Source organism: Algibacter luteus, assembly GCF_900141715.1.
GTDB classification, from domain to species: Bacteria; Bacteroidota; Bacteroidia; order Flavobacteriales; family Flavobacteriaceae; genus Arenitalea; species Arenitalea lutea.
This window is the reverse complement of record NZ_FQYK01000006.1, coordinates 105,191-128,437: the sequence shown is the minus strand read 5'-3', so window position 1 is coordinate 128,437 and position 23,247 is coordinate 105,191. Positions and strand designations below refer to the sequence as shown.

Sequence of the window (23,247 nt, the reverse complement as noted above, 5' to 3'; positions counted from 1 at the left end):
ATGTTTAAAATATTAGAGGTAATAAAAAATTTGCCATGACTAAACCGCCTATAAAAAAACCTATTACGGCAATTAAAGATGGTTTTTGTAAACTGCTTAAACCAGAAATAGCATGACCGGAAGTACAGCCAGCGGCATAGCGCGTACCGAAACCTACCAAAAGGCCACCAACTACCAATAATAAGAGTGTACTTGGTGAGTTTAAATTTTCTAAACCAAAAAGTTCGTTTGGTACTAGGCTTTTTCCTGGATTATTAAACCCCATTTTTTCTAGTTCTCCAATGGTAGTAGGGTTTAAGTTGGTTCCGCTGTCATTGGATAAAAATTGTACAGCAATAAAACCCCCAATTATAGATCCAAGAACAACAGTTAAATTCCAGAGTTTATCTTTCCAATTAACATTGAAAAAATCTGAGAATTTACCAGCTCCAGCCATTGAGCACATGGTGCTAAGGTTCGATGACATGCCGAAAGTTTTACCAAAGTAGAGTAGAAGTGCCATAACAAAGGCAATTAATGGCCCTGAAACATACCAAGGCCATGGATTTAAAATGAATTGTAAGTCCATGAATTTTTGCGAATTTAAATTAGTCGAATTTAAGTTATGTAATATTTGTTACTTATTAATGGCGAAAGATACGTAAAGTGTTTGAACCATAGGTCTTGACCGCGTTAGGGATTGAAATGGAAAGCCCACAGCTGAGGTACGAAGCGAGGACTTGTAATGTAAAGCCCGACCCTTTTGGTAACCTGCCTGCCGGCAGGCAGGCGCCCTAATAACGGTTTACAATATTTCTATTTTGTTTCTGCTGAGTTTGATTTTGTTTTCGTTTTCGAGTTGCTTTAACAGTCTTGAAATAACCACGCGCGAAGTATGTAAGTCTTCAGCGATGTCTAAATGTTTTACAACTAAGGTTTTTGACGCATGCAGTTTAGTTTTGTTTATGAGATAGTTGTAGAGGCGCTCGTCCATTTTTAAGAATGCTATACTATCTATGGCTTCTAGCATTTCATCGAATCGGGTTTGGTAGCTTTGAATGATGAAATTTCTCCAGCTCTCATTGTTATGAAACCATTTTTGCATGTTTTGAACAGGAATCATAATTAGGGTTGAGTCTTGTTCAGCAACCGCTCTAATCTTACTTTTTGTGGTACCCATACAACAGGTAAGGGACATGGTGCAGGTTTCGCCAGCTTCTAAAAAATAGATAAGGAGCTCGTTACCACCTTCGTCTTCACGGAGTATTTTGATGTTTCCATTTAGAAGAATAGGAATGTGCGTTAGTGGTTGGTTGATATCTATGATGATGTCATCCTTTTTAAAAGAAACTAATTTACCAACAGTATCTATTTCGTTGAGGAGCGCTTCATCAAAAATAGAATTGAATTTATTTTGTAGTACGTTTGAATTCATATTCAAAAGTAATGAATTTAAAAAAATTGAAAGAAATTGTTTGGTGGAGTTTTAATAAAAAATGTATATTTGCACCCACGAAAAAAGGCCATGTGGCGCAACTGAATAGCGCACTTGATTACGGCTCAAGAGGTTGCAGGTTTGAATCCTGCCATGGTCACAAAAATATTACTAGAGAAAAAGTATTTAAAAGCGAGTTTCAATTTTGAAACTCGCTTTTTTTTATTCGCTATTCTATACATTTTAGCTTATCCATAAAGAACTCTTTGTATTCTATAAAAGGAATGATTTTAATGTCTTCGGTTCCGCGAAGTTCAATAGATTTTATGGGAGCAGTTTTTAATATTTCTATATGCGTATCGGATAATCTTGCTTTGAAAAGAAATACTTCTCCGCATTCGATATCCCAAGAATGATAAAATGCTATGGTTCGATCGTTTTCTAGGGTTACCCGTACGCTAGATCTTTGGTTTGGTAAATATGTGGCGCAACCTAAATCATCTGTTAGATTGAAAAAGATGTCTGTTTTTCTACCTTGTTTGTAAAGCTCTACTGTTAGATTTTTACCTAAGGTATAAGGCTCAGTTCTTATAGTTGTGATGTTATAGAATTTATCATATTCATTAATCTGGTAATGACAAGAGTCTCTAAACTTCATCCTTTCTAACAAGGCCTTTTGTTTACGTTCTTCTTCAGCAGATTTAGAAGCGATCTCTTGATTTTCAGTTGCGTTATTTGTGTTGTTTCTTATTCTTTCTAATGCTAAGCGTTCTTGTTGTAAAACTTGAGCGATAGAATCGTTTTGTCTTTTAAGCTTTTGTAATTCTTTACGTTCCTTTTCTATTGCTTGGGCGACAGAATCTTTAATTCTTTTCTCTAGAAGTAGTTTTGCTTGTGCCTCTTGACTCTGATTCAACTTATTTTGTTCCTGAGCTGCTGCTAATGCTTTTTGTTGTGCTTGCGCTTTTGCAACGGAGTCGTTTCTTTTTCTAAGAAGCTCGAGTTCTTTTTGCCTTTCTGCTTCAGCTTTGGCCATCGCTTCTTGCTTTTTTCTTTCGTCCAATGCTTTTTGTGCTGCTTGAACTTTAGCAACAGAGTCGTTTCTTTTTCTTAGTAGCTCCAGTGCTTTCTCTTGTGCTTCTTTTTCTGCTTTAATTATAGAGTCGTTTCGTTTTCGCAGTGCTATTAGCTTTTCTGCTTCTGCTTCAGCTTTGGCAATAGAATCTTTTTTGGCTTGTTCCAAACGCAGGCGTTCTTCTTCGGCTTTAGCTTTTATTATAGAGTCGTTACGTTTTTGCAACGCAAGGAGTCTTTCTGCTTCGGCTTGAGCCTTAGCTTTTGCTTTAGCGATAGAATCTTGTTTTTGCTTTTCTTCTAAAAGTCTTTTTTGTTCTAAAGCTACTTGGGCTAAAGAATCTTTTTTGGCTTGCTCTAAACGCAGGCGTTCTTCTTCGGCTTTAGCTTTTGCAATGGAGTCGTTACGTTTTTGTAATGCAAGGAGTCTTTCAGCTTCAGCTTGAGCCTCAGCTTTTGCTTTGGCGATAGAGTCTTGTTTTTGCTTTTCCTCTAATCGTCTTTTTTGTTCTAAAGCTACTTGGGCTAAAGAATCTTTTTTGACTTGCGCTAAACGCAGTCGTTCTTCTTCGGCTTTCGCTTTAGCTATAGAGTCGTTACGTTTTTGTATGGCTAAAAGTCTTTCAGCTTCGGCTTGAGCATCAGCTTTTGCTTTAATGATAGAGTCTTGTTTTTTCTTTTCTTCTAAAAGTCTTTTTTGTTCTAAAGCTACTCGGGCTAAAGAATCTTTTTTGGCTTGTTCTAAACGCAGTCGTTCTTCTTGGGCTTTAGCTTTTGCGATGGAGTCGTTACGTTTTTGTATTGCAAGGAGTCTTTCTACTTCAGCTTGGGCTTCCGCTTTTGCTTTAACGATAGAGTCTTGCTTTTGCTTTTCTTCTAATCGTCTTTTTTGTTCTAAAGCTACTTGGGCCAAAGAATCTTTTTTGGCTTGTTCTAAACGCAGGCGTTCTTCTTCGGCTTTAGCTTTTGCAATGGAGTCGTTACGTTTTTGTAAGGCTAAAAGTCTTTCAGCTTCAGCTTGGGCTTCCGCTTTTGCTTTAGCGATAGAGTCTTGCTTCTGCTTTTCTTCTAATCGTCTTTTTTGTTCTAAAGCTACTTGGGCCAAAGAATCTTTTTTGGCTTGTTCTAAACGCAGGCGTTCTTCTTCGGCTTTAGCTTTTGCAATGGAGTCGTTACGTTTTTGTAAGGCTAAAAGTCTTTCAGCTTCAGCTTGGGCTTCCGCTTTTGCTTTAGCGATTGAATCTTGTTTTCGTTTTTCTTCTAGAAGTCTTTTTTGTTCTAAAGCTACTCGGGCCAAAGAATCTTTTTTGGCTTGCACTAAACGCAGGCGTTCTTCTTCGGCTTTCGCTTTTGCAATGGAGTCGTTACGTTTTTGTAAGGCTAAAAGTCTTTCAGCTTCAACTTTAGCCTTAGCAATGGAGTCATTACGTTTTTTCTCCATCAGTATTCTATTGGCTTCAGCTTCAATTGCTGCAATAGAATCTTTCTTTCGTTGTTCGATTAAAGCTTTTTCTGCATTGGCTTTATTCGCTATTTCGTCTAATTTTCTTTGTCTTTCTTTCCTTTCGGCAATAGCTTTTATTCTTTGAGCTTCTTCATGATCGAAATATAAATCCATCATTTGCTCATTCACAAAGAGATATTGATCTTTTACAAAGCCAACAAGGTCTTTATATTTTACTTTGTAGGTATAACTGCCTAAGTAGCTAGTTACGATACATCTTTCGTTCTCTTTAAATTCAGCAATAGTTTCAGAATTTGATGCTTCAGTGGCATAAAGCGCACCATCTTGAGCGAATTTGGTAGCAATTTTGGCTTCTTCTTGAGCAAATAGGTTTATGGTGAAGCTTAAAAATAATATTAATGGATAAATATGTTTAACCATGAGTGTTCGATTTGTGGGGCTTTTTTTAATTATTGTACAAATGTAATATACCAATCATTTAAAAAACAAAATTTAAGCCAAAATGCAAATTTTACCTATCAATTTAATGCATTTCTGGTTACAAACCATCTCCAGCCTATAATTGCCATTTGTATTTTAGTGGCTTTAGCTAAATCTAATTGTTTTTTGGAATAACTCGGTAAGATGAGTTTGTTAACCTTTGCTAATATTTTAAAAACTTGCTTTTTCACGTTGCTGTCTGTTTTAATGCAAAAATAGTAAAACTTATTCTAGACTAAGTTTTACAGCATTTTGATTAAATAAGTGCGATTAGAAATAATATCACACTAATGATAATTTTGGCAAGTGCAATCATAGTTTTAAAATTTAGAAGATTATTAATTAGATTATTTTTTTGAATGTTTTTTGAAGATATAGATTTCAAGATATGTCTACCAAACGTTTAAGCAAAAATCGATGAATTTGGATATAGATTTGTAATTAATAAAATGAAATTAGTTTTAATATTGTAGTGACTACCTTTATCTAAGTTTCAATTAGTAATAAATTATATTAAAAAAGTAAAATTATGTTATAAATATAGAGGTGTTTTGTTCTGTTTTTTAAAACCCTAGGGGCTTTTTGTTATAAAAATTCAATATTTTAATGAATTCATCTTTTTTTAGGATATTTAAAACAAAAAAAGACACTCGTAGGAGTGCCTTTGAATTTTAAACTAAAATGATGCTTTTATTTTTTGGTAGTAATTTCAACAACACCATGTTCAGCCGGTTTACCATGTTTTTTAATGGCGGAATCTCCTTTAATCACGTTTATAGTTTTAATATCATCATTATCTAATGCTTTAAACGTTTTTGAATCTACAACTTTACCATCAATAATGTATAAAGGTTCTTCACCATCTTCAGTTTTTAAAACAAACTTGTTTTTACCTTCACCTTTTCCTAATGTTTTTATTTTATAAGATTTCCCGTTTGATTCATTGCCTTTAACAATAATAATGTCTTCTTCTTTATTGATGTCGTCATTATCTACCATCACTTCAATAATATCGTCTTTATCACTGTTTTCGTTAATTTCAACAACCTTAATGCGTTTTTTAAAGGTGTTTTCTCCCTTATCTTTAGTTATAAAATGAATAGAATTATTATTTAATTCATAAACTTCGTCCTCATCAGAAATAAAAATAGCATTAGTGCCACTTCCTGTTTTACGAATTTTGTGACTAACAGTATCGCCATCTTTTATAACATAAGAGATTATTTCTTTTTTAATATCTGCATTGCCAATAGAAATGTTTTTCCCGTTTTTACCAAAAGCTATTTTAATAGGTGCAATGGCTTCATCAGAGTTTAAGTTAAAATTGGCGTTCGAGTCTTTTCCAGAAGCTTCAATTTTAATGGCAGTTATTTCACCTTCTGCATTACGACTCACACCTTTAAACTTTAATGTAACGCCTTTTGATTTGGCGGTTTTCGCTATTTTATCTAATTCGGCATCGGTTGTGGTTTTTGTAATAATAAATACTTCTAATTCTTTTCGTGCATCTATACCATTGCTAATAACGGATGGCTTAACGGTTACCATTTCGTTTCCAAGCGCAGTTGAAGTTTCAAACGGTTCTAAATTACCTAGAATCGTATTGGGCATCATATTCACAACAGGTTCTGTCTTTTCAATATAAATTTCCTTCATATTAAAACTCATAAGAAATAGAGCTATTAAAGGAACAACAAGGGCATACTTAATTTTTTTAATGTTTTTTGATTTTGTTTTTTGTAACATAACGATTCGTTTTTTGATTAATGAATTATAGAAATTATTGCTTAAGGCCAATTGATGAGTTGGCACACTCGTTTTAAGCAAGGTATATTGATACGTTTTTTTGCATACCGCAGTATTAACGGTATCATGATCAGCTAAAAACTCTAAATTTTGTTTTAAATCTTTAGTATAAAGCCATATAAACGGATTAAACCAAAGCGCAATACATGCCAAATGTGTAAGTAAAATATCAATACTGTGGTATTGTTTTGCATGAACCTTTTCGTGTGCTATTATCTGATTTAACTCTGCTTGATCAAATTGATCTGGATTGTAAACAATCCAATTAAAGAATGAGAAGGGAGACACGTCCTCAGCTGTTTTCACAAAAGTGTATTCGCCAATTTTCTCTTTGTCATTTCCTGCTATAACTCGTGCTAAAGAAGACATTTGAATTAAGAATCGCGTAAAAAACAAGACCATCCCCAATACATAGGCAAATATGGTATAATCTAGTAAGCTCAATCCCGAATCTGTCGCGGCAGGCGTAACATCAATAAAAGCGTAATTGGTTACATTAACAGGTGTATACTCAACGTATACCGGAATAACAATCAAAGGTAAAGTTAAAGCAACTAACAGTCCTATTAACAAAAACCATCGGTTAGACTTAAAGAATGTTTCTCGCTGTAACAGTAGTTTATAAAACAAGTATAATATAGTTATAATGGCACTGGCTTTAATAATATGTTCCATGATTAGGCTTCTTTTTCAATTAGTTTAATAATCTCCTTTAAGTCCTCAACACTTATTTTTTCTTCCTTAGCAAAAAACGACACCACATTTTTATACGAATTATTAAAATAATTATCTATGGCCATGTTCATAAATCGTTTTCTATAATCCTCTTTTTTCACAATAGGGTAGTACTGGTGTGTTTTACCATAAGCGTTGTAAGCCACATAACCTTTGTCTTCTAAATTTCTAATAATTGTAGAAAGCGTGTTATAATGTGGTTTGTCATCTTTTATTTCTGCAAGTACATCTTTTACAAAAGCCTTTTCTAACTTCCATAAAATGTGCATAATTTCCTCTTCCTTATTGGTTAATTTTTCCATTAATTCATGTGTTTTTAAGTCGGTACAAGCGTAAACTTATGTGTTTTAATTTGGGCGCCTGCCTGCCGGCAGGCAGGTTACCACAATGGTCGGGCTTTTCGCTACTAGTTTTGGCTCGATGCTCGCCTCGCCAAAAGCTAAGCACTGCAATCCCTAACGCATTACAAACCTATAACTATTTTTATAGTTATACAACTATGTTAGTAGTTATTTAACTAAATTTTAAGTTTTCAACTCCAATTTGAAAATCATAATTCAAAAATCGTAATTCGTAAATTCTTGTATTATCTTCGCAAAAATTTTATTTATGAGTATCCTTTGGGTAATCCTTGGTTTTATTTTGTTAGTCGTAGGAGGAGAGTATCTTGTTAGATCTTCGGTAGCATTATCATTTAAATTTAATATCTCTAGAATGGTTATTGGTATGACGGTGGTATCTTTTGCCACGTCTGCACCCGAGTTATTAGTTAGTTTACAAGCAGCACTTTCAGGTTCACCTGCAATAGCCATAAATAATGTTGTAGGATCAAATATTGCTAATATCGGTTTAGTTCTGGGAATTACTGCTTTGGTAGGTGCTATAGCTGTCGATAAATCGTTTTACAAGCTTAATTGGCCAGTAATGATGGTTTTTTCAATAGTACTTTATTATTTTTTAAAAAACGACAACCTGCTATCGGCATTAGAAGGAGCTATACTTTTCATCGGCCTTCTTTTATTTTTAGTCATTCTTATTAAAAGTGCAAAAAAGGATTTGGTTGTAGAAGAAGTTGACGAAGCACTTTCTACTATATCAAATTTTAAAATTGCACTATGGTTATTAATTGGTGCGGTGGCGTTATATTTTGGTAGCGAATGGTTGGTAGAAGGTTCTAAAGAAATCGCGCGTTCTGTAGGAGTAAGTGAAGCCGTAATAGGCGTTTCTTTAATTGCAATTGGCACCAGTGTTCCAGAATTAGCAGCATCGGTAATAGCCGCAGCTAAAAAGGAGAAAGCTATTTCTTTAGGAAATTTAATTGGCTCAAATATATTTAATATAGGTTCCGTTTTAGGATTAACAGCCTTAGTTAAGCCAATTCCAGTAACAGAACCACAAATTCTTTCAAGCGATATTTTTTGGATGCTTGGTTTTTCGGCAGTTTTAATTCCATTAATATTTTTACCCAAACGATTACAAATAGGACGACTCGAAGGATTCTTTCTGGTAATTTGTTATGGTGTTTTTATGTTTTTAGTATTTACCAAAGGCAAATTTTAAAATTTTTAATCTTTATATACGGCAACTGCAATTTTAGAATCTGCAGTACCATAATATAAAAACCATTGGTTATTAAAATAAACTAAACCTTCAACGAAACATACTTCATTCACTTCACCCACTTTTTCATAATCTTTATCTGGGTGAATAAAATGCTTATCCGTTCTATCAATTAGTTTAAAAGGTGCGTTTTTATCAAACAAGGCTTGTCCTGCAGCATAAGTAAATTTCGGTAAACTCGTATCGTTAAAATTTTCGGCATTACTACCATTATAAATTAACAGAATGCCATCGTCTGTAATTAACGCATAAGGTCCAGGTTCAACTAATCTGCTATCAAAATAACCCATTCTTGGATGTAACACAGAAATCATTTTTTTAGATTCCGAGTTTTCAGCGACTTCCCAATTTATAAGGTCTTCAGAATATGCCATAAAAATATTAGTATCGCCAAAATACATCCAGTATTTGCCATCAATTTTTTTTGCAACCATTTTATTGCCTAGTAATTCACTTACTATGGCTCCAGCTTTAGACCATAAATCTTTATATTTTTCATTTTTTAAAATCAATCCGTGTTTTATCCAAGTTGCTAAATCTTTTGATGATGCGATACTCAAGCGAGCCGTTTTTCCATCGTAAGATGTGTAGGTCATAAAATATTCTCCAGTATCACTCTCTATAATTCTAGGGTCTTCCACACCATCAAAATAACAGAAATAACAGTCTTCAGAATTTGTTTTCGCAGTCGAATCTTTTTTATAGTTCCATTCGTAAATTTTCATAGCATCGGTATCAGGATAGAAAATAGGTTCTGGCATTTTATCGAAATGCAAACCGTCTTCACTTATAGCCATACCAATTCGGGAAGTTCCCAAAGAGTCTTGTGCTCTGTATAATAAATAAACTTTATTGTCTTTTACAATTGCTGTTGGGTTAAGCACATTGCGTTCTTCCCAATTTACCGTATTGTTTGTAATAGGGTCTATAAATTTTAAATCCGAGGTTGGACTTAAAATAGGGTTTAAGCTATCAACTTTTTCAAAATACGGAAATGCCCAATTTTTTAAATCTTCAGATGATGTATTTTTTGTGGGTATTTTAGTTTCGCACCCCATTAATAAGAGTGCTATAAAAAGATATTGAAATAGTTTCATAACATTAGAGGTTAGTTAGTTTAATGTATTTGTGAATCACTAAGTTAGGTGTTTTAAATACAAATTCAATTAAAGACCCTCTTAAAGTTATTTATAAAAAAAAAGCGCTTACAACTGTAAGCGCTTTTTTTTATGAACAAAACTAATATTATTAAACTTTTGCAGATTTAACAGTTTTAATAATACGTCCTGCAATTTTATAAGGGTCACCATTAGAAGCAGGTCTTCTGTCTTCTAACCAGCCTTTCCATCCTTTTTCTACTGTAATAATTGGAATTCTTATTGAAGCTCCACGGTCAGATACTCCATAAGAGAAATCAGTAATAGCAGCTGTTTCGTGTAAACCAGTTAAACGTTGATCGTTAAACTCACCATAAACAGCAATGTGTTCTTTCACTACAGGGCGGAAAGCTTCACATATTTTCTCGTAAACTTCTTTAGAACCACAAGTTCTTAAAGTCGTGTTAGAGAAGTTAGCGTGCATACCAGAACCATTCCAATCCATATCTTTTCCAAGTGGTTTTGGATGGTAATCAATGTAGTATCCATATTTTTCAGTCAATCTATCTAATAAATATCTAGCAACCCACATTTCGTCACCAGCTAATTTAGCACCTTTTGCGAATAGTTGGAATTCCCATTGTCCACAAGCAACCTCCTGGTTAATACCTTCAAAGTTTAATCCAGCAGCAATACATAGATCAGCGTGCTCTTCAACTAAATCTCTACCATGTGTGTTTTTACCACCAACAGAACAGTAGTACATTCCTTGTGGCGCAGGATATCCTCCTACAGGGAAACCTAATGGTAATTGAGTAGCAGTATCCATTATGAAATATTCTTGCTCAAAACCAAACCAGAAATCATTATCATCATCATCAATAGTTGCTCTTCCGTTTGATACGTGAGGTGTTCCATCAGCATTTAAAACTTCAGTCATAACTAAATAACCGTTAACGCGCTCTGGATCTGGAAAAATAGCAACTGGTTTAAGGATACAATCAGAAGATCCGCCCTCCGCTTGTCTAGTTGAAGATCCGTCAAAAGACCAATTGTCTAATTCTTCAATAGTTCCTTTAAAGTTTTCATGCTCTTCTACTTTAGTTTTACTTCTCAAATTTTGAGTTGGGAAATACCCGTCTAACCAAATGTATTCTAATTTAATTTTTGCCATAATATTTTAAAATGAGAAATTAATATTGTTTCAACAAATATATATTTTTATTGAGACACTGCATATTTGAGGGGGTGTTAATGTGAAAACCTGAGTTATTTTTATTTATACCCTATTTTTTTGGGGTTTATTTTAAAAAAAGCATAGTATATTATATAAATATTGAAAAATTGTTAACTAGGTGTTTCAGGATTCAATCGCTATAGTTAATTTTGTAATTCTAATTGAATCAAATTAATACGCCCATGTCAACATTACGATTTCATGCTTTAAAAGAATCATTCGCTCATAAACCTATTCCTATTGAAGAATCTTTGAAGCGTTCAGAGATTTTTGGAAAAAATGTATTTAATGAGAACACGATGCGTCAGTATTTAACAAAAGACGCTTTTCTTGGTGTAATGAGTGCCATTCAGGATGGTACCAAAATTAAAAGATCAATTGCCGACCAGGTGGCTTCATCTATGAAAGATTGGGCCTTATCTAAGGGCGTAACCCATTATACGCATTGGTTTCAGCCTTTAACGGGTGCGACTGCAGAAAAACATGACGCCTTTTTTGAAACTATAGAAGGCGGAATGGCTATTGAGAAATTTGGAGGTAACCAATTGGTACAACAGGAACCAGATGCGTCTAGTTTTCCAAGTGGAGGTATTCGGAATACATTTGAAGCAAGAGGATATACCGCTTGGGATCCAACATCACCAGCTTTTATATATGGTACAACGCTTTGTATTCCAACCATTTTCGTAGCTTATACAGGAGAGGCTTTAGATTATAAAACACCACTTTTAAGAGCCTTACAAGCTGTAGATTCAGCGGCAACAGCTGTGTGTAAATATTTTGATAAAAACGTAAAAAAAGTAACTTCATCTTTAGGTTGGGAACAAGAATACTTTTTAATAGATAAATTAATGGCGGCCAGTCGTCCAGATATTTCCTTAACGGGCAGAACCTTATTAGGACATTCTTCAGCCAAGGGACAACAATTAGATGATCATTACTTTGGATCTATTCCTAACAGAGCTCTTAACTTTATGCGTGAATTAGAAACCGAATGTATGCTTCTTGGTATTCCGGTTAAAACAAGACATAATGAGGTGGCTCCGAATCAATTTGAATTGGCTCCAATATTTGAAGAAGCCAATTTAGCTGTCGATCATAACGCTTTACTTATGGATATTATGGGACGCGTCGCTTCACGACATAATTTTAAAGTGTTGCTTCATGAAAAACCGTTTGCAGGTGTAAATGGTTCTGGTAAGCATAACAATTGGTCATTGTCTACAGATACCGGTGTGAATTTATTGGCACCCGGAAAGACCCCAATGAGTAATCTGCAGTTTTTGACATTTTTCATTAATACCATTAAAGCAGTACATACCTACGAAGCTCTTCTGCGAGCATCGATTGCTTCTGCAAGTAACGATCATAGATTGGGAGCTAACGAAGCGCCGCCAGCAATTATGTCGGTGTTTATTGGAGACCAATTAACAAAGGTTTTAGAGGAGTTAGAGGGTGTAACCAAAGGTAAATTATCGCCAGAAGAAAAAACCGAATTAAAATTAAATGTAGTAGGTAAAATTCCTGATGTACTTCTTGACAATACTGATAGAAATCGTACATCGCCTTTCGCCTTTACAGGAAATAAGTTTGAGTTTAGAGCTGTGGGGTCGCTTGCAAATTGCGGTAACCCGATGACGGTTTTAAACACCATCGTTGCTAAACAACTAAAAGACTTCAAAAAAGAGGTTGATACCTTAATAGCGAAAAAAGACTTAAAGAAAGACGAAGCCGTTTTTAATGTACTAAGAGAATATATTAAATCTTCGAGAGCTATCTTATTTGAAGGAAACGGTTATGGAAAAGAATGGGAAAAAGAAGCGAAAAAGCGTGGATTAAGTAATAACAAAACCACGCCCGAAGCCTTAAAAGCTAAAATTTCAAAAGAAAGTATTGCTTTGTTTGAAGACATGAAAGTAATGAGTAAAACCGAAACTGAAGCTCGTTACGAAATTGAGGTTGAAGCTTACATCATGCATGTGCAAATTGAAAGCCGAGTGTTAGGTGATATTGCAAGAAATCATATCGTACCAACTGCTGTGAAATATCAAAATATATTGGTTGAAAACGTACGCGGATTGAAGGAGATATTTGAAGAAAAGTACAACAGTGTGTCTAAGGAGCAAATCAATCTTATTGAAGAAATTTCAAATCATATAGAAGGCATCAACATTAATGTAAATAAAATGATTGACGCGAGAAAAGTGGCAAACGATATGAAAGACATTGATAAAAAGGCACATTCTTATTGCAATCAGGTTAAACCATTATTTGATGATATTCGTTATCATTGCGACAAGTTAGAATTGTTAATCGACGACGAAATTTGGCCTCTAACCAAGTACCGTGAAATGTTGTTTACAAGATAGTTTTTTCATTAGTCAATTGAGGTGACTTTTTTTGGAGTTTAAGTTCAAATGACTTCTTGATATTTTTAATAAATAATGTTTTTCTTAGGAAAAGAGATAAAAGTGTAAAATTAAATTCGCTTGAAAACTTGGTTCTGATTCATTCTAAAGCTTTAAATGAAACTAAATAATCATACTTACTAGATTTTGAATTGTTATCGAAGGATTTAACTTCATACTGGAATTTATTCTGTTTTCTGATTTCTAAAGAATAACTGTAAGGACTTAAATTGCCATTATAATCTATATAGTTTCGGTAAAAACTTGTAATTCCTTTTTTAGAAAATCGAAAACCTTTGTTGTAGAGTATAACAAATAGCTCTTGGGGTAGAACATAATAATATTGTTTACTAAGTAATAAGCTGGGAAATGAATGGTCTAAGAATTCAAAATTTTCATAAATAGATCCTTTTCTCCAGTTTGTATTGGTGTTTCTTACTGGCGATGGGTTTTCGTTTGTAAACTCTTCTATTTTGATTAAATTTTCTTGATCGTTATGAGAAAAAATAATTTTATGCCCCTCGAGAAACCCAAGAGAATCTTTATCTGAAGAAATAAAGGTTTGAATTTTTGTGATGACTTTATTTTGGTTAAAATGAATTATTGATTTGTGTTCAATAAATTTCATTTTGCTATCAAATCTATATATGACAACTTGCTCATGATTAAATTTAATACATCTTCTTGTTATGTAGAGATTTGTTAAATTCGTAAAATAATCATCAATCACTAAACTATCCGGCTCGCTAAATTTTTCTGCAAAAAGACTACCAGTACTAAAAGATGTGTAGTTGTTATTAGTATCAAAACGATATCTTATATTTGAATTGTATTCTTTTTCGGCGCCAACCCAAACCATTTTAAACTGTTCGACTTTATCATAGTCAGGGAAATATTCAATTTTTGAGTCAGAATCAGAACAACTTAGTAATGTTAGTAATAAAAAGACAATCCAAATAGCAAATATTTTCCCCTTCATTATTAGTTGGCAATTAAAAACTCAGATGCGTTATTTTTAATTAAATAAACGAATTTAATTGAAAATTTTTACAAAATGAAATTTGTTTTAGTTTAAAACCTGTTAGTAAAACTGGATTAAAAAAGCACTTAAGTTTTAATACAAAGAATTACCTTTGCACCATATTATATATTTATGAGTCAAGAAGTTTCAAAACGATATGCGCAACGCGGTGTATCAGCATCAAAAGAAGATGTGCATAATGCCATTAAGAACATTGATAAAGGATTGTATCCTAAAGCATTCTGCAAAATAGTTCCAGATTATTTAACTAAAGATGACGATTATTGCCTAATCATGCATGCCGATGGTGCAGGGACAAAATCTTCTTTAGCTTACATGTATTGGAAAGAAACTGGCGATATTTCTGTTTGGAAAGGTATTGCTCAAGATGCGTTAATCATGAATATCGACGACCTGTTATGTGTTGGGGCAACTGATAATATCATGTTATCATCAACCATAGGAAGAAATAAAAATTTAATTTCAGGCGAAGTACTTTCTGCTATTATTAACGGTACTGAAGAATTGCTCGATGATTTAAAATCGTTCGGTGTAACTATTCATTCTACAGGTGGTGAAACTGCCGATGTTGGCGATTTGGTTAGAACCATTATTGTTGATTCTACCGTAACCGCAAGAATGAAACGAAGCGAGGTTATAGATAATGCAAATATCAAAGCTGGCGATGTTATTGTTGGTTTAGAGAGTTTCGGGCAAGCCACTTATGAGAAGGAATATAATGGAGGTATGGGAAGTAACGGTTTAACATCTGCACGACACGATGTGTTCAGTAAATATCTAGCAAAAAAATACCCTGAAAGTTTTGACGCGTCAGTTCCAGAAGATTTAGTGTATTCTGGAGGTGTGAAACTAACAGATAGTGTTAATGATTCACCGCTTGATGCTGGTAAATTAGTGCTATCGCCTACTCGAACGTATGCGCCAATTATAAAAACCATTTTATCTAAATATAACAGTGAATCTATTCATGGTATGGTACATTGTTCTGGTGGTGCACAAACTAAAATTCTTCATTTTGTTGATGAGTTTCATATTGTAAAAGATAATATGTTTCCAATTCCACCATTATTTAAATTGATTCAAGAGCAATCAAAAACCGATTGGAAGGAAATGTATCAAGTCTTTAATTGCGGACACCGCATGGAATTATATGTATCACCTGAAGTGGCGGAAAGCATCATTGAAATATCGAAGTCTTTTAATGTAAATGCTAAAATTATAGGTAGAGTTGAGGCTTCAAAAGTTAAGAAGCTTACAATAAAATCAGAGTTTGGTGAGTTTAGTTACTAAAATTCTTAAAATTTAATTTACTATGGAATAGTTTTTGAGGCAAAAACTGATTTTAAAATCAACCTAACAACCATGAAAAACACCATTTTAATTTTAGTATGTCTATTTGTTAATTTTGTCTTTGCGCAACCAGATACGCTTTACATAAAAGTTAAAAAAGAAAAATACACAGGGCCACAATGGAAACAAAAGAATAATGTATCAGCAGATATCAATCAAGTTTCATTTACTAACTGGAATTCTGGTGGTAGTAATTCAATTTCTGCTTTAGTTGGTTTAAGATCTGCCTTAAATTATAGTGATAAATTCTTCAATTGGAAAAATAACGCATCCATTAGTTACGGTATTAATAAACAGCAATCACGTGAGCTTAGAAAAACCGACGATTTATTTGAGTTAAACTCGAATATGGGGTATAAACCAGATAGTTTATCAAATTGGTTTTACTCCGCAAGACTAAATTTCAGAACTCAACTTACCAACGGTTATAAATATCCAAATACTGATGAGCCAATTTCTAGATTAATGGCTCCAGGCTACTTGTTTTTAGGTGTTGGTATGGAATATGGTAAACGAATTGAACAACTATCATTTTACTTTTCTCCATTAACTTTAAAAGCCACTTTTGTTTTAGATGAAGATTTAGCAAATGCTGGATCATTTGGTGTTACGCCTGCGATTTTCGATGATGAAGGCAATGTGCTTGTTCCTGGCGAACAAATAAGGCGGGAAGTAGGAGTTTTGGTAACCAATAGTTATCAAATGGAGCTTGCAGAAAATATAAACGTTAAAAATCAATTAAGTCTTTATTCAGATTATATAAATAACTTCGGAAATCTAGATATTGATTGGAGAATAGATTTCGATTTTAAAGTGAACTCGTTTGTTCGAGCCACACTTGGTTCTCATATTAGATATGACGACGATGTTAAAATACAAACACCTACCGAGATAGAGGGGGAGTTTGATGAAGCTGGGGCTAAAGTGCAATGGAAACAGTTTTTAGGAGTTGGTTTTGCTCTAGATTTCTAAAAAAATAAATCACAACTTTATTGAAAAATTTGTTAACTTTTTTATGTTGATAAATTATTAAAACACTATAAATCAGTTACTTAGGTCGTTTTGTTGGTAAACTTTATGACTTTTGTCATATTTTATGTTGTACATTTAGGGTTTCTTTATAGAATTAATTAATCTGTATTAACCTTAAAACCTTGAATGTATTAATGAACACTGAACTTGCCCAAAAAACAGCCAAAACTTACAGCACTGACAGTGCATTTGAAGCCTCCCTCAAATATTTTAAAAATGATGAATTAGCCGCCCGTGTTTGGTTAAACAAATACGCTTTAAAAGATTCGGAAGGGAACATTTACGAATTAACGCCTAACGATATGCATACTCGCATAGCAAAAGAAATTGCTAGAGTCGAGAAAAAGTATGCAAATCCGATGTCTGAAAAAGAAATATTTGATCTTATTAAAGATTTTAAATATATAGTTCCTCAAGGAAGCCCAATGGCCGGAATAGGAAATCCTTATCAAATTGGGTCACTATCCAATTGTTTTGTTATTGGTAATGATGGAAATTCTGATTCTTACGGTGGCATCATGAAAATTGACCAAGAACAAGTTCAGCTTATGAAGCGCCGTGGTGGTGTTGGTCACGATTTGTCACATATCAGACCTAAAGGATCAGCCGTAAAAAATTCGGCATTAACCTCTACAGGTATTGTGCCTTTTATGGAGCGTTATTCAAATTCTACAAGAGAAGTAGCGCAAGATGGAAGACGAGGTGCACTTATGCTTTCAGTTTCAATTAATCATCCAGATTCCGAAGATTTTATCAATGCCAAATTAGAGCAAGGTAAAGTAACTGGTGCGAACGTTTCAGTAAGAATTGATGATGAGTTTATGAAAGCTGTTAAAAACGACTCAGATTACATTCAGAAATATCCAGTCTTCAGTGAAAACCCAAAAGTTTCTAAAACTATAAAAGCAAATGCTTTATGGAAAAAAATAGTTCATAATGCATGGAAATCTGCAGAACCCGGAATTTTATTTTGGGATACTATAATCAACGAATCAGTTCCAGATTGTTATGCTGATTTAGGTTATAAGACCGTGTCTACTAACCCTTGCGGAGAAATCCCTTTGTGTCCTTATGATTCTTGTAGATTGTTAGCTATTAACTTGTTTTCTTATGTAGAAAATCCGTTTACAGATAAAGCAGCATTCAATTTTGATTTATTTAAAAAACACGTTGCGGCAGCACAACGTATTATGGATGATATCATTGATTTAGAACTTGAAAAAATCGATAATATCATTAAAAAAATTGACCAAGACCCAGAATTGGACGAAGTTAAAGCTACCGAACGTAATTTATGGTTAAACATTCAGCGTAAAGCTGAAGAAGGAAGAAGAACAGGAGTTGGTATTACGGCAGAAGGCGATATGTTGGCTGCATTAGGTATTCAGTATGGAAGTAAAGCAGGTAATGCATTTTCATTAGAAGTTCATAAAACAATTGCAATTGAAGCTTATAGAGCATCTGTGCATTTAGCTAAAGATCGTGGTGCATTTTCGATTTTTGATGTAGAGCGTGAAAAAAATAATCCTTTTATAAATAGGTTAAAAGAAGCCGATAGTCAACTCTACTATGAAATGTTGGAATATGGCAGACGTAATATTGCGTTGTTAACTATCGCTCCAACAGGAACAACAAGTTTAATGACACAAACAACTTCGGGAATTGAACCGGTGTTTATGCCTGTATATAAAAGAAGAAGAAAAGTAAATCCTAACGATAATGACGCACGTGTTGATTTTGTTGATGAAGTAGGGGATTCTTGGGAAGAATATGTTGTTTTTCATCACCGATTCAAACAATGGATGGAAGTGAAAGGCATTGATACTACGAAAAACTTTTCTCAAACTGAAATAGACAAGCTAATAAAAAAATCGCCTTACTATAAAGCGACTTCCAATGATGTCGATTGGTTAAGTAAAGTGAGTATGCAAGGTGCTATTCAAAAATGGGTAGACCACTCCATTAGTGTAACTATCAATTTACCAAATGATGTTTCAGAAGATTTAGTTGGTGAATTGTACTTAAAAGCATGGGAAGTAGGTTGTAAAGGCGTTACCGTTTATAGAGATGGTTCGCGTTCAGGAGTATTAATTTCTAATGAAGATAATAAAGAAGAAAAAGCAGATACAACGCTAACGGCGTTCCCAATTAAGCGTCCGCAAGTTTTAGAAGCTGATGTTGTTCGTTTTCAGAATAGTAAAGAAAAGTGGATTGCCTTCATAGGATTAATAGATGAGAAGCCTTATGAAGTGTTTACTGGACTAGCTGATGATGAAGATGGAATCTTAATTCCGCGTTGGGTTAATAAAGGTGTAATCATTAAAAATAAAGATGAGGATGGTAGTACCAGATACGATTTTCAATACAAAAACACCCGAGGTTATAAAACAACTATAGAAGGGTTGTCGCATAAATTTAATCCAGAGTTTTGGAATTATGCAAAACTCATTTCAAGTACGCTGCGTCACGGTATGCCAATAGATAAAATTGTAGATTTAATTAACAGTTTGCAATTAGATAGTGAATCTATCAATACCTGGAAAAACGGTGTTGTAAGAGCATTGAAGCGTTATGTTGCAGATGGTACAAAGGCCAAAGGACAAGCTTGCGATAATTGCAAATCTGAAAATTTAATTTACCAAGAAGGTTGTTTAACTTGTAAAGATTGCGGTTCTTCAAAGTGCGGTTAATATTAGAATAAAATAGATTTTTAAAAAAGGAAGCCCATTGGTTTCCTTTTTTCATTATTCAAAAGGCAACTTCAATTATATAAACTCTTGTAATATGATTAAAAAGGGAAGCGAAAATACCGCGTCAATAATAAAAATAATTGAGAATAATTTTAAAGTTGTAATGCCTAAATTTTTGTAGAGATTTAGTTTACGTTTGGCACGAGATTCATTCAATAAATGCCATAATGAAAGTACTAAAAGCAATTTAACTATAAGAATTACGATGATGTCTAACTTTATAAAAGAAAACAACATGTTTAGTATTAAAGACCAAATAATAAATGGTCTGTAAAACATCAATATGGATAATAGTTGCTGCATGAGTATCATTAATAACGATTTATACGAGATATTATTTTTTATTTTACCAATTACAACCCTTTCTAATCATTGAAAATTGATAAATTATCGTATTTTTGGTGTCCAATTATAAAAGGCAGATGTTAGAGAAATTACAGATAGTAAAGCAACGTTTTGATGAGGTTAGCGATTTAATTATCCAACCAGATATTATATCAGATCAAAAGCGATATGTTGAGCTAAATAGGGAATATAAAGACTTGCGAATTCTTATGGATAAACGCGAGAAATACATAGAACTTACCAATAATTTAGCAGAAGCTGAAGAAATTATTTCTGATGGAAGCGATTCAGAAATGGTTGAAATGGCTAAAATGCAATATGATGAAGCCAAATCAGGAATTTCAGCTTTAGAAGAAGAAATTAAAGTGTTATTAATACCTAAAGATCCTGAAGATGCTAAAAATGCCGTTGTAGAATTACGTGCGGGTACAGGTGGTGATGAAGCAAGTATTTTTGCAGGTGATTTATTTAGAATGTATACTAAATATTGCGAAAGTAAAGGTTGGAAAGTAGATACTGTAGATTTTAGTGAAGGCACCAATGGAGGCTTCAAGGAAATTCAGTTTGAAGTTACTGGTGAAGATGTTTACGGAACATTAAAATTTGAAGCAGGAGTGCATCGTGTTCAACGCGTACCACAAACAGAAACACAAGGTCGTGTGCATACTAGTGCAGCTACCGTTATGGTTTTTCCTGAAGCTGAAGAATTTGATGTTGAAATAAACCCGAAGGATGTAAGAATTGATTTTTTCTGTTCTTCTGGTCCTGGTGGTCAATCGGTAAACACCACGTATTCGGCGGTACGTTTAACACATATTCCAACAGGTTTAGTTGCTCAATGTCAAGATCAAAAATCACAACATAAAAATAAAGAAAAGGCATTTAAAGTTTTACGCTCACGATTATACGATTTAGAACTTGCTAAAAAGCAAGAAGAAGATGCGGCTAAACGTGGTAGTATGGTGTCTTCTGGTGATAGAAGTGCAAAAATTAGAACGTATAACTATCCACAAGGTCGTGTAACAGACCATAGAATTGGTTTAACACTTTACGATTTGAGTAATATAGTAAATGGCGATATTCAAAAAATAATTGACGAATTACAGCTTGCTGAAAATACTGAAAAGTTAAAGGCAAATAGCGACGTAATTTAAAACTAACTAAGTGACAACAGCACAACTCGTTCAGGAAATCAAAAAAAAGAAATCCTTTTTATGCATAGGATTAGATGTTGATTTAAATAAAATACCAAAGCATCTTATAGAAGCCGAGGATCCAATTTTCGAATTCAATAAAGCCATAATTGATGCCACTCATCATTTATGTGTAGCTTACAAACCAAATACGGCATTTTATGAAGCTTATGGTATTAAAGGTTGGCAGTCTTTAGAAAAAACTATTAACTACATTAATAATAATCATCCTGAAATATTTACAATTGCCGATGCTAAACGTGGTGATATTGGTAACACAAGCAGTATGTACGCTAAAGCATTTTTTGAAGACCTTGCGTTCGATTCTGTAACAGTTGCACCTTACATGGGTCAAGATTCCGTCGAGCCTTTTTTAGCATTTACAAATAAGCACACTATTCTTCTGGCCCTTACTTCAAACCAAGGTGCTTTTGATTTTCAGACAAAAACTATTGATGGAAAAGAAGTGTACAAACAGGTATTGGAAACTTCAAAACAATGGAAAAATGCTGAGCAATTAATGTATGTAGTTGGAGCTACCAAGGCCGAATATCTAGCGGATATTAGAAAAATAATTCCTGATAGTTTTTTATTGGTTCCTGGTGTTGGCGCTCAAGGTGGAAATTTGCAAGACGTTTGTAAGTATGGGATGAACAACAATGTGGGCTTGCTAATAAATTCTTCAAGAGGTATTATTTATGCTTCAAACGATACTGATTTTGCACAGGCCGCTGCAAGAAAATCTCAAGAATTGCAGGAAGAAATGCGCTCAATATTAGAATTAATTTAATTGAGTTTTAGCCATAAATATCTAAGCTATTCTCTTTCGAAACTAGCTAGATATTTTAATATATTTCGATGAAAGTTTTAAAAAGCACTTTTTAAATCTTCAGAATAATAGACTTTTGATGTGTCGTCTACAAAGTTCGCTATTCGTCTTTCTAATTCTTTTAAACTGATTGCTTTACTAAGGTTGGGTCTTATTTTTCCAACTCTACAAAATTGTGTGTTCATATACGTTCTTTTTTATACTTTAAAGTACGTATAAATGAGCCAATTAGATGTGACGGAATAGTTAAAGAATTATTAAATAAACTTAAGCAATAGATTGATATTGTTCTCTAGCAAGAAATTTTAGTCGATTAAGTTTGTTTAGAAGCTTTATTGCTTTGTATTCTGAAATATCACTTAATGCAGAATCTGTTTGTCTAAAATTATAAGCTTGTTCAACTAATTTTTTGTATTTACTATTGAGTTCTTCCTGCTTTTTAAGAATCACATCCGTGTTTTGCATGACTTAGTTAAATTTCAATCATTTAAATATACATTTTTTATTTAAAAAATTCAAACGAGAAAAATTAGTCCAATAAGACAAGGCTTTTTACTCTAATCTTGTAGTGCGAAAACTTTTTTGAGTAAATCTGTTGTTCTTGATGATATATTTGTTCTAATATCTTTTTCTTCAACGGCTATCATGGTATAAACCCCTTTTAAAGCTTCACCAGTTACATAATCCGTTAAATCTGGATTCACCTTGTTTGTAAAAGGAATGTTATTGTATCTATTAATCAAATTACTCCAAATTTCATCTGCACCTACTTTATCAAAAGAATTTTTAATTACTGGGTTGAATTTAGCGTATAACTCCAATTGTGTTTTTGCGGTGAGGTATTGTGTTGCAGCATCATTATCTCCTAATAGAATGTTTTTAGCATCATCAAAAGTAATTTCCTTTACAGCATCCGCAAATATTGGAGTAGCTTCTTTAACGGCATCTTCCGCAGCTCTGTTAAGTACTTTTAGACCTTCGTCTGCCAAATTATCTAAACCAATATCTCTAAGTGTTTTATCGACTTTCTGAAGTTCTTCAGGTAGTAATATTTTAACCAATTCATTTTTAAAAAATCCATCGGTTTGGGTTAGTTTAGTTACCTGTTTATCTATACCAAAGTCTAATGCTTGTCTTAATCCAGCAGCAATATCAGAATTTCCAAGGGTTCCTCCTTGCGGGAGTTGATTGACAACTTGTTGAAGTTCTGCACAGGCAGTTAGGTTAAGAATTAAAATTAAGGCTAATAATTTACGTGTCATGATTTTGGGTTTTATGTGAAAACAAAGATAAATTTTAGTTCTTAAAATTTTTAGGTTTATACTTTTATTTAATAAAATACTATTTTAGCACAATGTTTGTTATGTAAT

General features: G+C 33.5%; 20 protein-coding genes and 1 tRNA gene. 8 read left to right on the top strand and 13 right to left on the bottom strand.

Translation table 11 applies throughout. From position 1 onward, the window contains the following. Nucleotides 1-4 precede the first annotated feature (4 nt). Both BUA46_RS12210 and BUA46_RS12205 read right to left on the bottom strand, forming a co-directional pair. On the bottom strand, nt 5-568 hold the full coding sequence (locus BUA46_RS12210) for a YeeE/YedE family protein (RefSeq protein ID WP_019388795.1): 564 nt from the start codon (nt 566-568) through the stop codon (nt 5-7). Nucleotides 569-784: 216 nt separating this feature from the next. After that, entirely contained in the window at nt 785-1,414 is a 630-nt protein-coding gene (locus BUA46_RS12205; RefSeq protein ID WP_019388796.1) for a Crp/Fnr family transcriptional regulator, read from the bottom strand. A gap of 86 nt (nt 1,415-1,500) precedes the next feature. On the opposite strand from BUA46_RS12205, the gene BUA46_RS12200 reads away from it, so the two are divergent. Beyond that, nucleotides 1,501-1,574, top strand: a tRNA-Arg gene (locus BUA46_RS12200). Between the two features lie 69 nt (nt 1,575-1,643). On the opposite strand, the gene BUA46_RS12195 is transcribed toward BUA46_RS12200, so the two are convergent. The 4 genes from BUA46_RS12195 to BUA46_RS12180 form a co-directional block, all read right to left on the bottom strand. Continuing rightward, a complete protein-coding gene (locus BUA46_RS12195; protein WP_143148132.1) occupies nt 1,644-4,373 on the bottom strand; it encodes a hypothetical protein in 2,730 nt (909 codons plus the stop codon). A 98-nt stretch (nt 4,374-4,471) separates the two neighbouring features. Then, entirely contained in the window at nt 4,472-4,624 is a 153-nt protein-coding gene (locus BUA46_RS12190; RefSeq protein ID WP_019388074.1) for a hypothetical protein, read from the bottom strand. 499 nt (nt 4,625-5,123) lie between these two features. Further along, nucleotides 5,124-6,914 carry a M56 family metallopeptidase gene (locus BUA46_RS12185; RefSeq protein WP_019388075.1) on the bottom strand — a complete coding sequence of 597 codons (1,791 nt, stop codon included), beginning with the start codon at nt 6,912-6,914 and terminating at the stop codon, nt 5,124-5,126. Between the two features lie 2 nt (nt 6,915-6,916). Next, nucleotides 6,917-7,276, bottom strand: a complete 360-nt coding sequence (locus BUA46_RS12180; RefSeq protein WP_019388076.1) for a BlaI/MecI/CopY family transcriptional regulator — start codon at nt 7,274-7,276, stop codon at nt 6,917-6,919. A 307-nt stretch (nt 7,277-7,583) separates the two neighbouring features. Here BUA46_RS12180 and BUA46_RS12175 point away from each other — a divergent pair, with 307 nt between their 5' ends. Beyond that, complete coding sequence (locus BUA46_RS12175; protein WP_019388077.1) at nt 7,584-8,534, top strand: calcium/sodium antiporter; 951 nt, start codon at nt 7,584-7,586, stop codon at nt 8,532-8,534. A 5-nt stretch (nt 8,535-8,539) separates the two neighbouring features. Here BUA46_RS12175 and BUA46_RS12170 read toward each other — a convergent pair whose 3' ends face one another. Both BUA46_RS12170 and BUA46_RS12165 read right to left on the bottom strand, forming a co-directional pair. Further along, complete coding sequence (locus BUA46_RS12170; protein ID WP_035106436.1) at nt 8,540-9,691, bottom strand: glycoside hydrolase family 130 protein; 1,152 nt, start codon at nt 9,689-9,691, stop codon at nt 8,540-8,542. A gap of 151 nt (nt 9,692-9,842) precedes the next feature. Further along, nucleotides 9,843-10,865 (bottom strand): glutamine synthetase beta-grasp domain-containing protein, encoded by a 1,023-nt coding sequence (locus BUA46_RS12165; protein ID WP_019388079.1) that lies wholly within the window; start codon nt 10,863-10,865, stop codon nt 9,843-9,845. Nucleotides 10,866-11,110: 245 nt separating this feature from the next. Between BUA46_RS12165 and BUA46_RS12160 the strand changes: the two genes are divergently transcribed. Beyond that, nucleotides 11,111-13,297 carry a glutamine synthetase III family protein gene (locus BUA46_RS12160; RefSeq protein WP_019388080.1) on the top strand — a complete coding sequence of 729 codons (2,187 nt, stop codon included), beginning with the start codon at nt 11,111-11,113 and terminating at the stop codon, nt 13,295-13,297. A gap of 139 nt (nt 13,298-13,436) precedes the next feature. Here the strand turns inward: BUA46_RS12160 and BUA46_RS12155 are convergent, their stop codons facing one another. Beyond that, nucleotides 13,437-14,315, bottom strand: coding sequence for a hypothetical protein (locus BUA46_RS12155; RefSeq protein ID WP_019388081.1), 879 nt, complete (start codon nt 14,313-14,315; stop codon nt 13,437-13,439). A gap of 174 nt (nt 14,316-14,489) precedes the next feature. Between BUA46_RS12155 and BUA46_RS12150 the strand changes: the two genes are divergently transcribed. From BUA46_RS12150 to BUA46_RS12140, 3 genes are all read left to right on the top strand, one after another. Continuing rightward, nucleotides 14,490-15,668 carry an AIR synthase related protein gene (locus BUA46_RS12150; RefSeq protein WP_019388082.1) on the top strand — a complete coding sequence of 393 codons (1,179 nt, stop codon included), beginning with the start codon at nt 14,490-14,492 and terminating at the stop codon, nt 15,666-15,668. A gap of 72 nt (nt 15,669-15,740) precedes the next feature. Further along, entirely contained in the window at nt 15,741-16,700 is a 960-nt protein-coding gene (locus BUA46_RS12145) for a DUF3078 domain-containing protein (RefSeq protein WP_019388083.1), read from the top strand. 194 nt (nt 16,701-16,894) lie between these two features. Then, nucleotides 16,895-19,450: an adenosylcobalamin-dependent ribonucleoside-diphosphate reductase gene (locus BUA46_RS12140; RefSeq protein WP_019388084.1), complete on the top strand. Its 2,556-nt coding sequence runs from the start codon at nt 16,895-16,897 to the stop codon at nt 19,448-19,450. Between the two features lie 75 nt (nt 19,451-19,525). Here the strand turns inward: BUA46_RS12140 and BUA46_RS12135 are convergent, their stop codons facing one another. Next, nucleotides 19,526-19,813 carry a hypothetical protein gene (locus BUA46_RS12135; protein WP_072794754.1) on the bottom strand — a complete coding sequence of 96 codons (288 nt, stop codon included), beginning with the start codon at nt 19,811-19,813 and terminating at the stop codon, nt 19,526-19,528. A gap of 119 nt (nt 19,814-19,932) precedes the next feature. Between BUA46_RS12135 and prfA the strand changes: the two genes are divergently transcribed. Both prfA and pyrF read left to right on the top strand, forming a co-directional pair. Continuing rightward, on the top strand, nt 19,933-21,009 hold the full coding sequence (gene prfA / locus BUA46_RS12130; protein ID WP_019388085.1) for a peptide chain release factor 1: 1,077 nt from the start codon (nt 19,933-19,935) through the stop codon (nt 21,007-21,009). Between the two features lie 10 nt (nt 21,010-21,019). Next, a complete protein-coding gene (pyrF, locus tag BUA46_RS12125; protein WP_019388086.1) occupies nt 21,020-21,838 on the top strand; it encodes an orotidine-5'-phosphate decarboxylase in 819 nt (272 codons plus the stop codon). A 77-nt stretch (nt 21,839-21,915) separates the two neighbouring features. Here the strand turns inward: pyrF and BUA46_RS15140 are convergent, their stop codons facing one another. From BUA46_RS15140 to BUA46_RS12115, 3 genes are all read right to left on the bottom strand, one after another. Beyond that, a complete protein-coding gene (locus BUA46_RS15140; protein ID WP_019388087.1) occupies nt 21,916-22,062 on the bottom strand; it encodes a hypothetical protein in 147 nt (48 codons plus the stop codon). Between the two features lie 82 nt (nt 22,063-22,144). Further along, nucleotides 22,145-22,342 (bottom strand): Lacal_2735 family protein, encoded by a 198-nt coding sequence (locus tag BUA46_RS12120; protein ID WP_019388088.1) that lies wholly within the window; start codon nt 22,340-22,342, stop codon nt 22,145-22,147. Between the two features lie 92 nt (nt 22,343-22,434). Then, nucleotides 22,435-23,139: a DUF4197 domain-containing protein gene (locus BUA46_RS12115; protein ID WP_019388089.1), complete on the bottom strand. Its 705-nt coding sequence runs from the start codon at nt 23,137-23,139 to the stop codon at nt 22,435-22,437. Nucleotides 23,140-23,247: the final 108 nt, after the last annotated feature.

Coding starts and splice junctions, on each gene's coding strand:
- BUA46_RS12195 (WP_143148132.1), bottom strand. CDS start 4,373: ATGGTTAAACATATTTATCCATTAATATTATTTTTAAGCTTCACCATA.
- BUA46_RS12205 (WP_019388796.1), bottom strand. CDS start 1,414: ATGAATTCAAACGTACTACAAAATAAATTCAATTCTATTTTTGATGAA.
- BUA46_RS12210 (WP_019388795.1), bottom strand. CDS start 568: ATGGACTTACAATTCATTTTAAATCCATGGCCTTGGTATGTTTCAGGG.
- BUA46_RS12145 (WP_019388083.1), top strand. CDS start 15,741: ATGAAAAACACCATTTTAATTTTAGTATGTCTATTTGTTAATTTTGTC.
- BUA46_RS12175 (WP_019388077.1), top strand. CDS start 7,584: ATGAGTATCCTTTGGGTAATCCTTGGTTTTATTTTGTTAGTCGTAGGA.
- BUA46_RS12165 (WP_019388079.1), bottom strand. CDS start 10,865: ATGGCAAAAATTAAATTAGAATACATTTGGTTAGACGGGTATTTCCCA.
- BUA46_RS15140 (WP_019388087.1), bottom strand. CDS start 22,062: ATGAACACACAATTTTGTAGAGTTGGAAAAATAAGACCCAACCTTAGT.
- BUA46_RS12140 (WP_019388084.1), top strand. CDS start 16,895: ATGAACACTGAACTTGCCCAAAAAACAGCCAAAACTTACAGCACTGAC.
- BUA46_RS12160 (WP_019388080.1), top strand. CDS start 11,111: ATGTCAACATTACGATTTCATGCTTTAAAAGAATCATTCGCTCATAAA.
- BUA46_RS12155 (WP_019388081.1), bottom strand. CDS start 14,315: ATGAAGGGGAAAATATTTGCTATTTGGATTGTCTTTTTATTACTAACA.
- BUA46_RS12115 (WP_019388089.1), bottom strand. CDS start 23,139: ATGACACGTAAATTATTAGCCTTAATTTTAATTCTTAACCTAACTGCC.
- BUA46_RS12120 (WP_019388088.1), bottom strand. CDS start 22,342: ATGCAAAACACGGATGTGATTCTTAAAAAGCAGGAAGAACTCAATAGT.
- BUA46_RS12180 (WP_019388076.1), bottom strand. CDS start 7,276: ATGGAAAAATTAACCAATAAGGAAGAGGAAATTATGCACATTTTATGG.
- BUA46_RS12135 (WP_072794754.1), bottom strand. CDS start 19,813: ATGCAGCAACTATTATCCATATTGATGTTTTACAGACCATTTATTATT.
- BUA46_RS12185 (WP_019388075.1), bottom strand. CDS start 6,914: ATGGAACATATTATTAAAGCCAGTGCCATTATAACTATATTATACTTG.
- BUA46_RS12150 (WP_019388082.1), top strand. CDS start 14,490: ATGAGTCAAGAAGTTTCAAAACGATATGCGCAACGCGGTGTATCAGCA.
- prfA (WP_019388085.1), top strand. CDS start 19,933: ATGTTAGAGAAATTACAGATAGTAAAGCAACGTTTTGATGAGGTTAGC.
- BUA46_RS12170 (WP_035106436.1), bottom strand. CDS start 9,691: ATGAAACTATTTCAATATCTTTTTATAGCACTCTTATTAATGGGGTGC.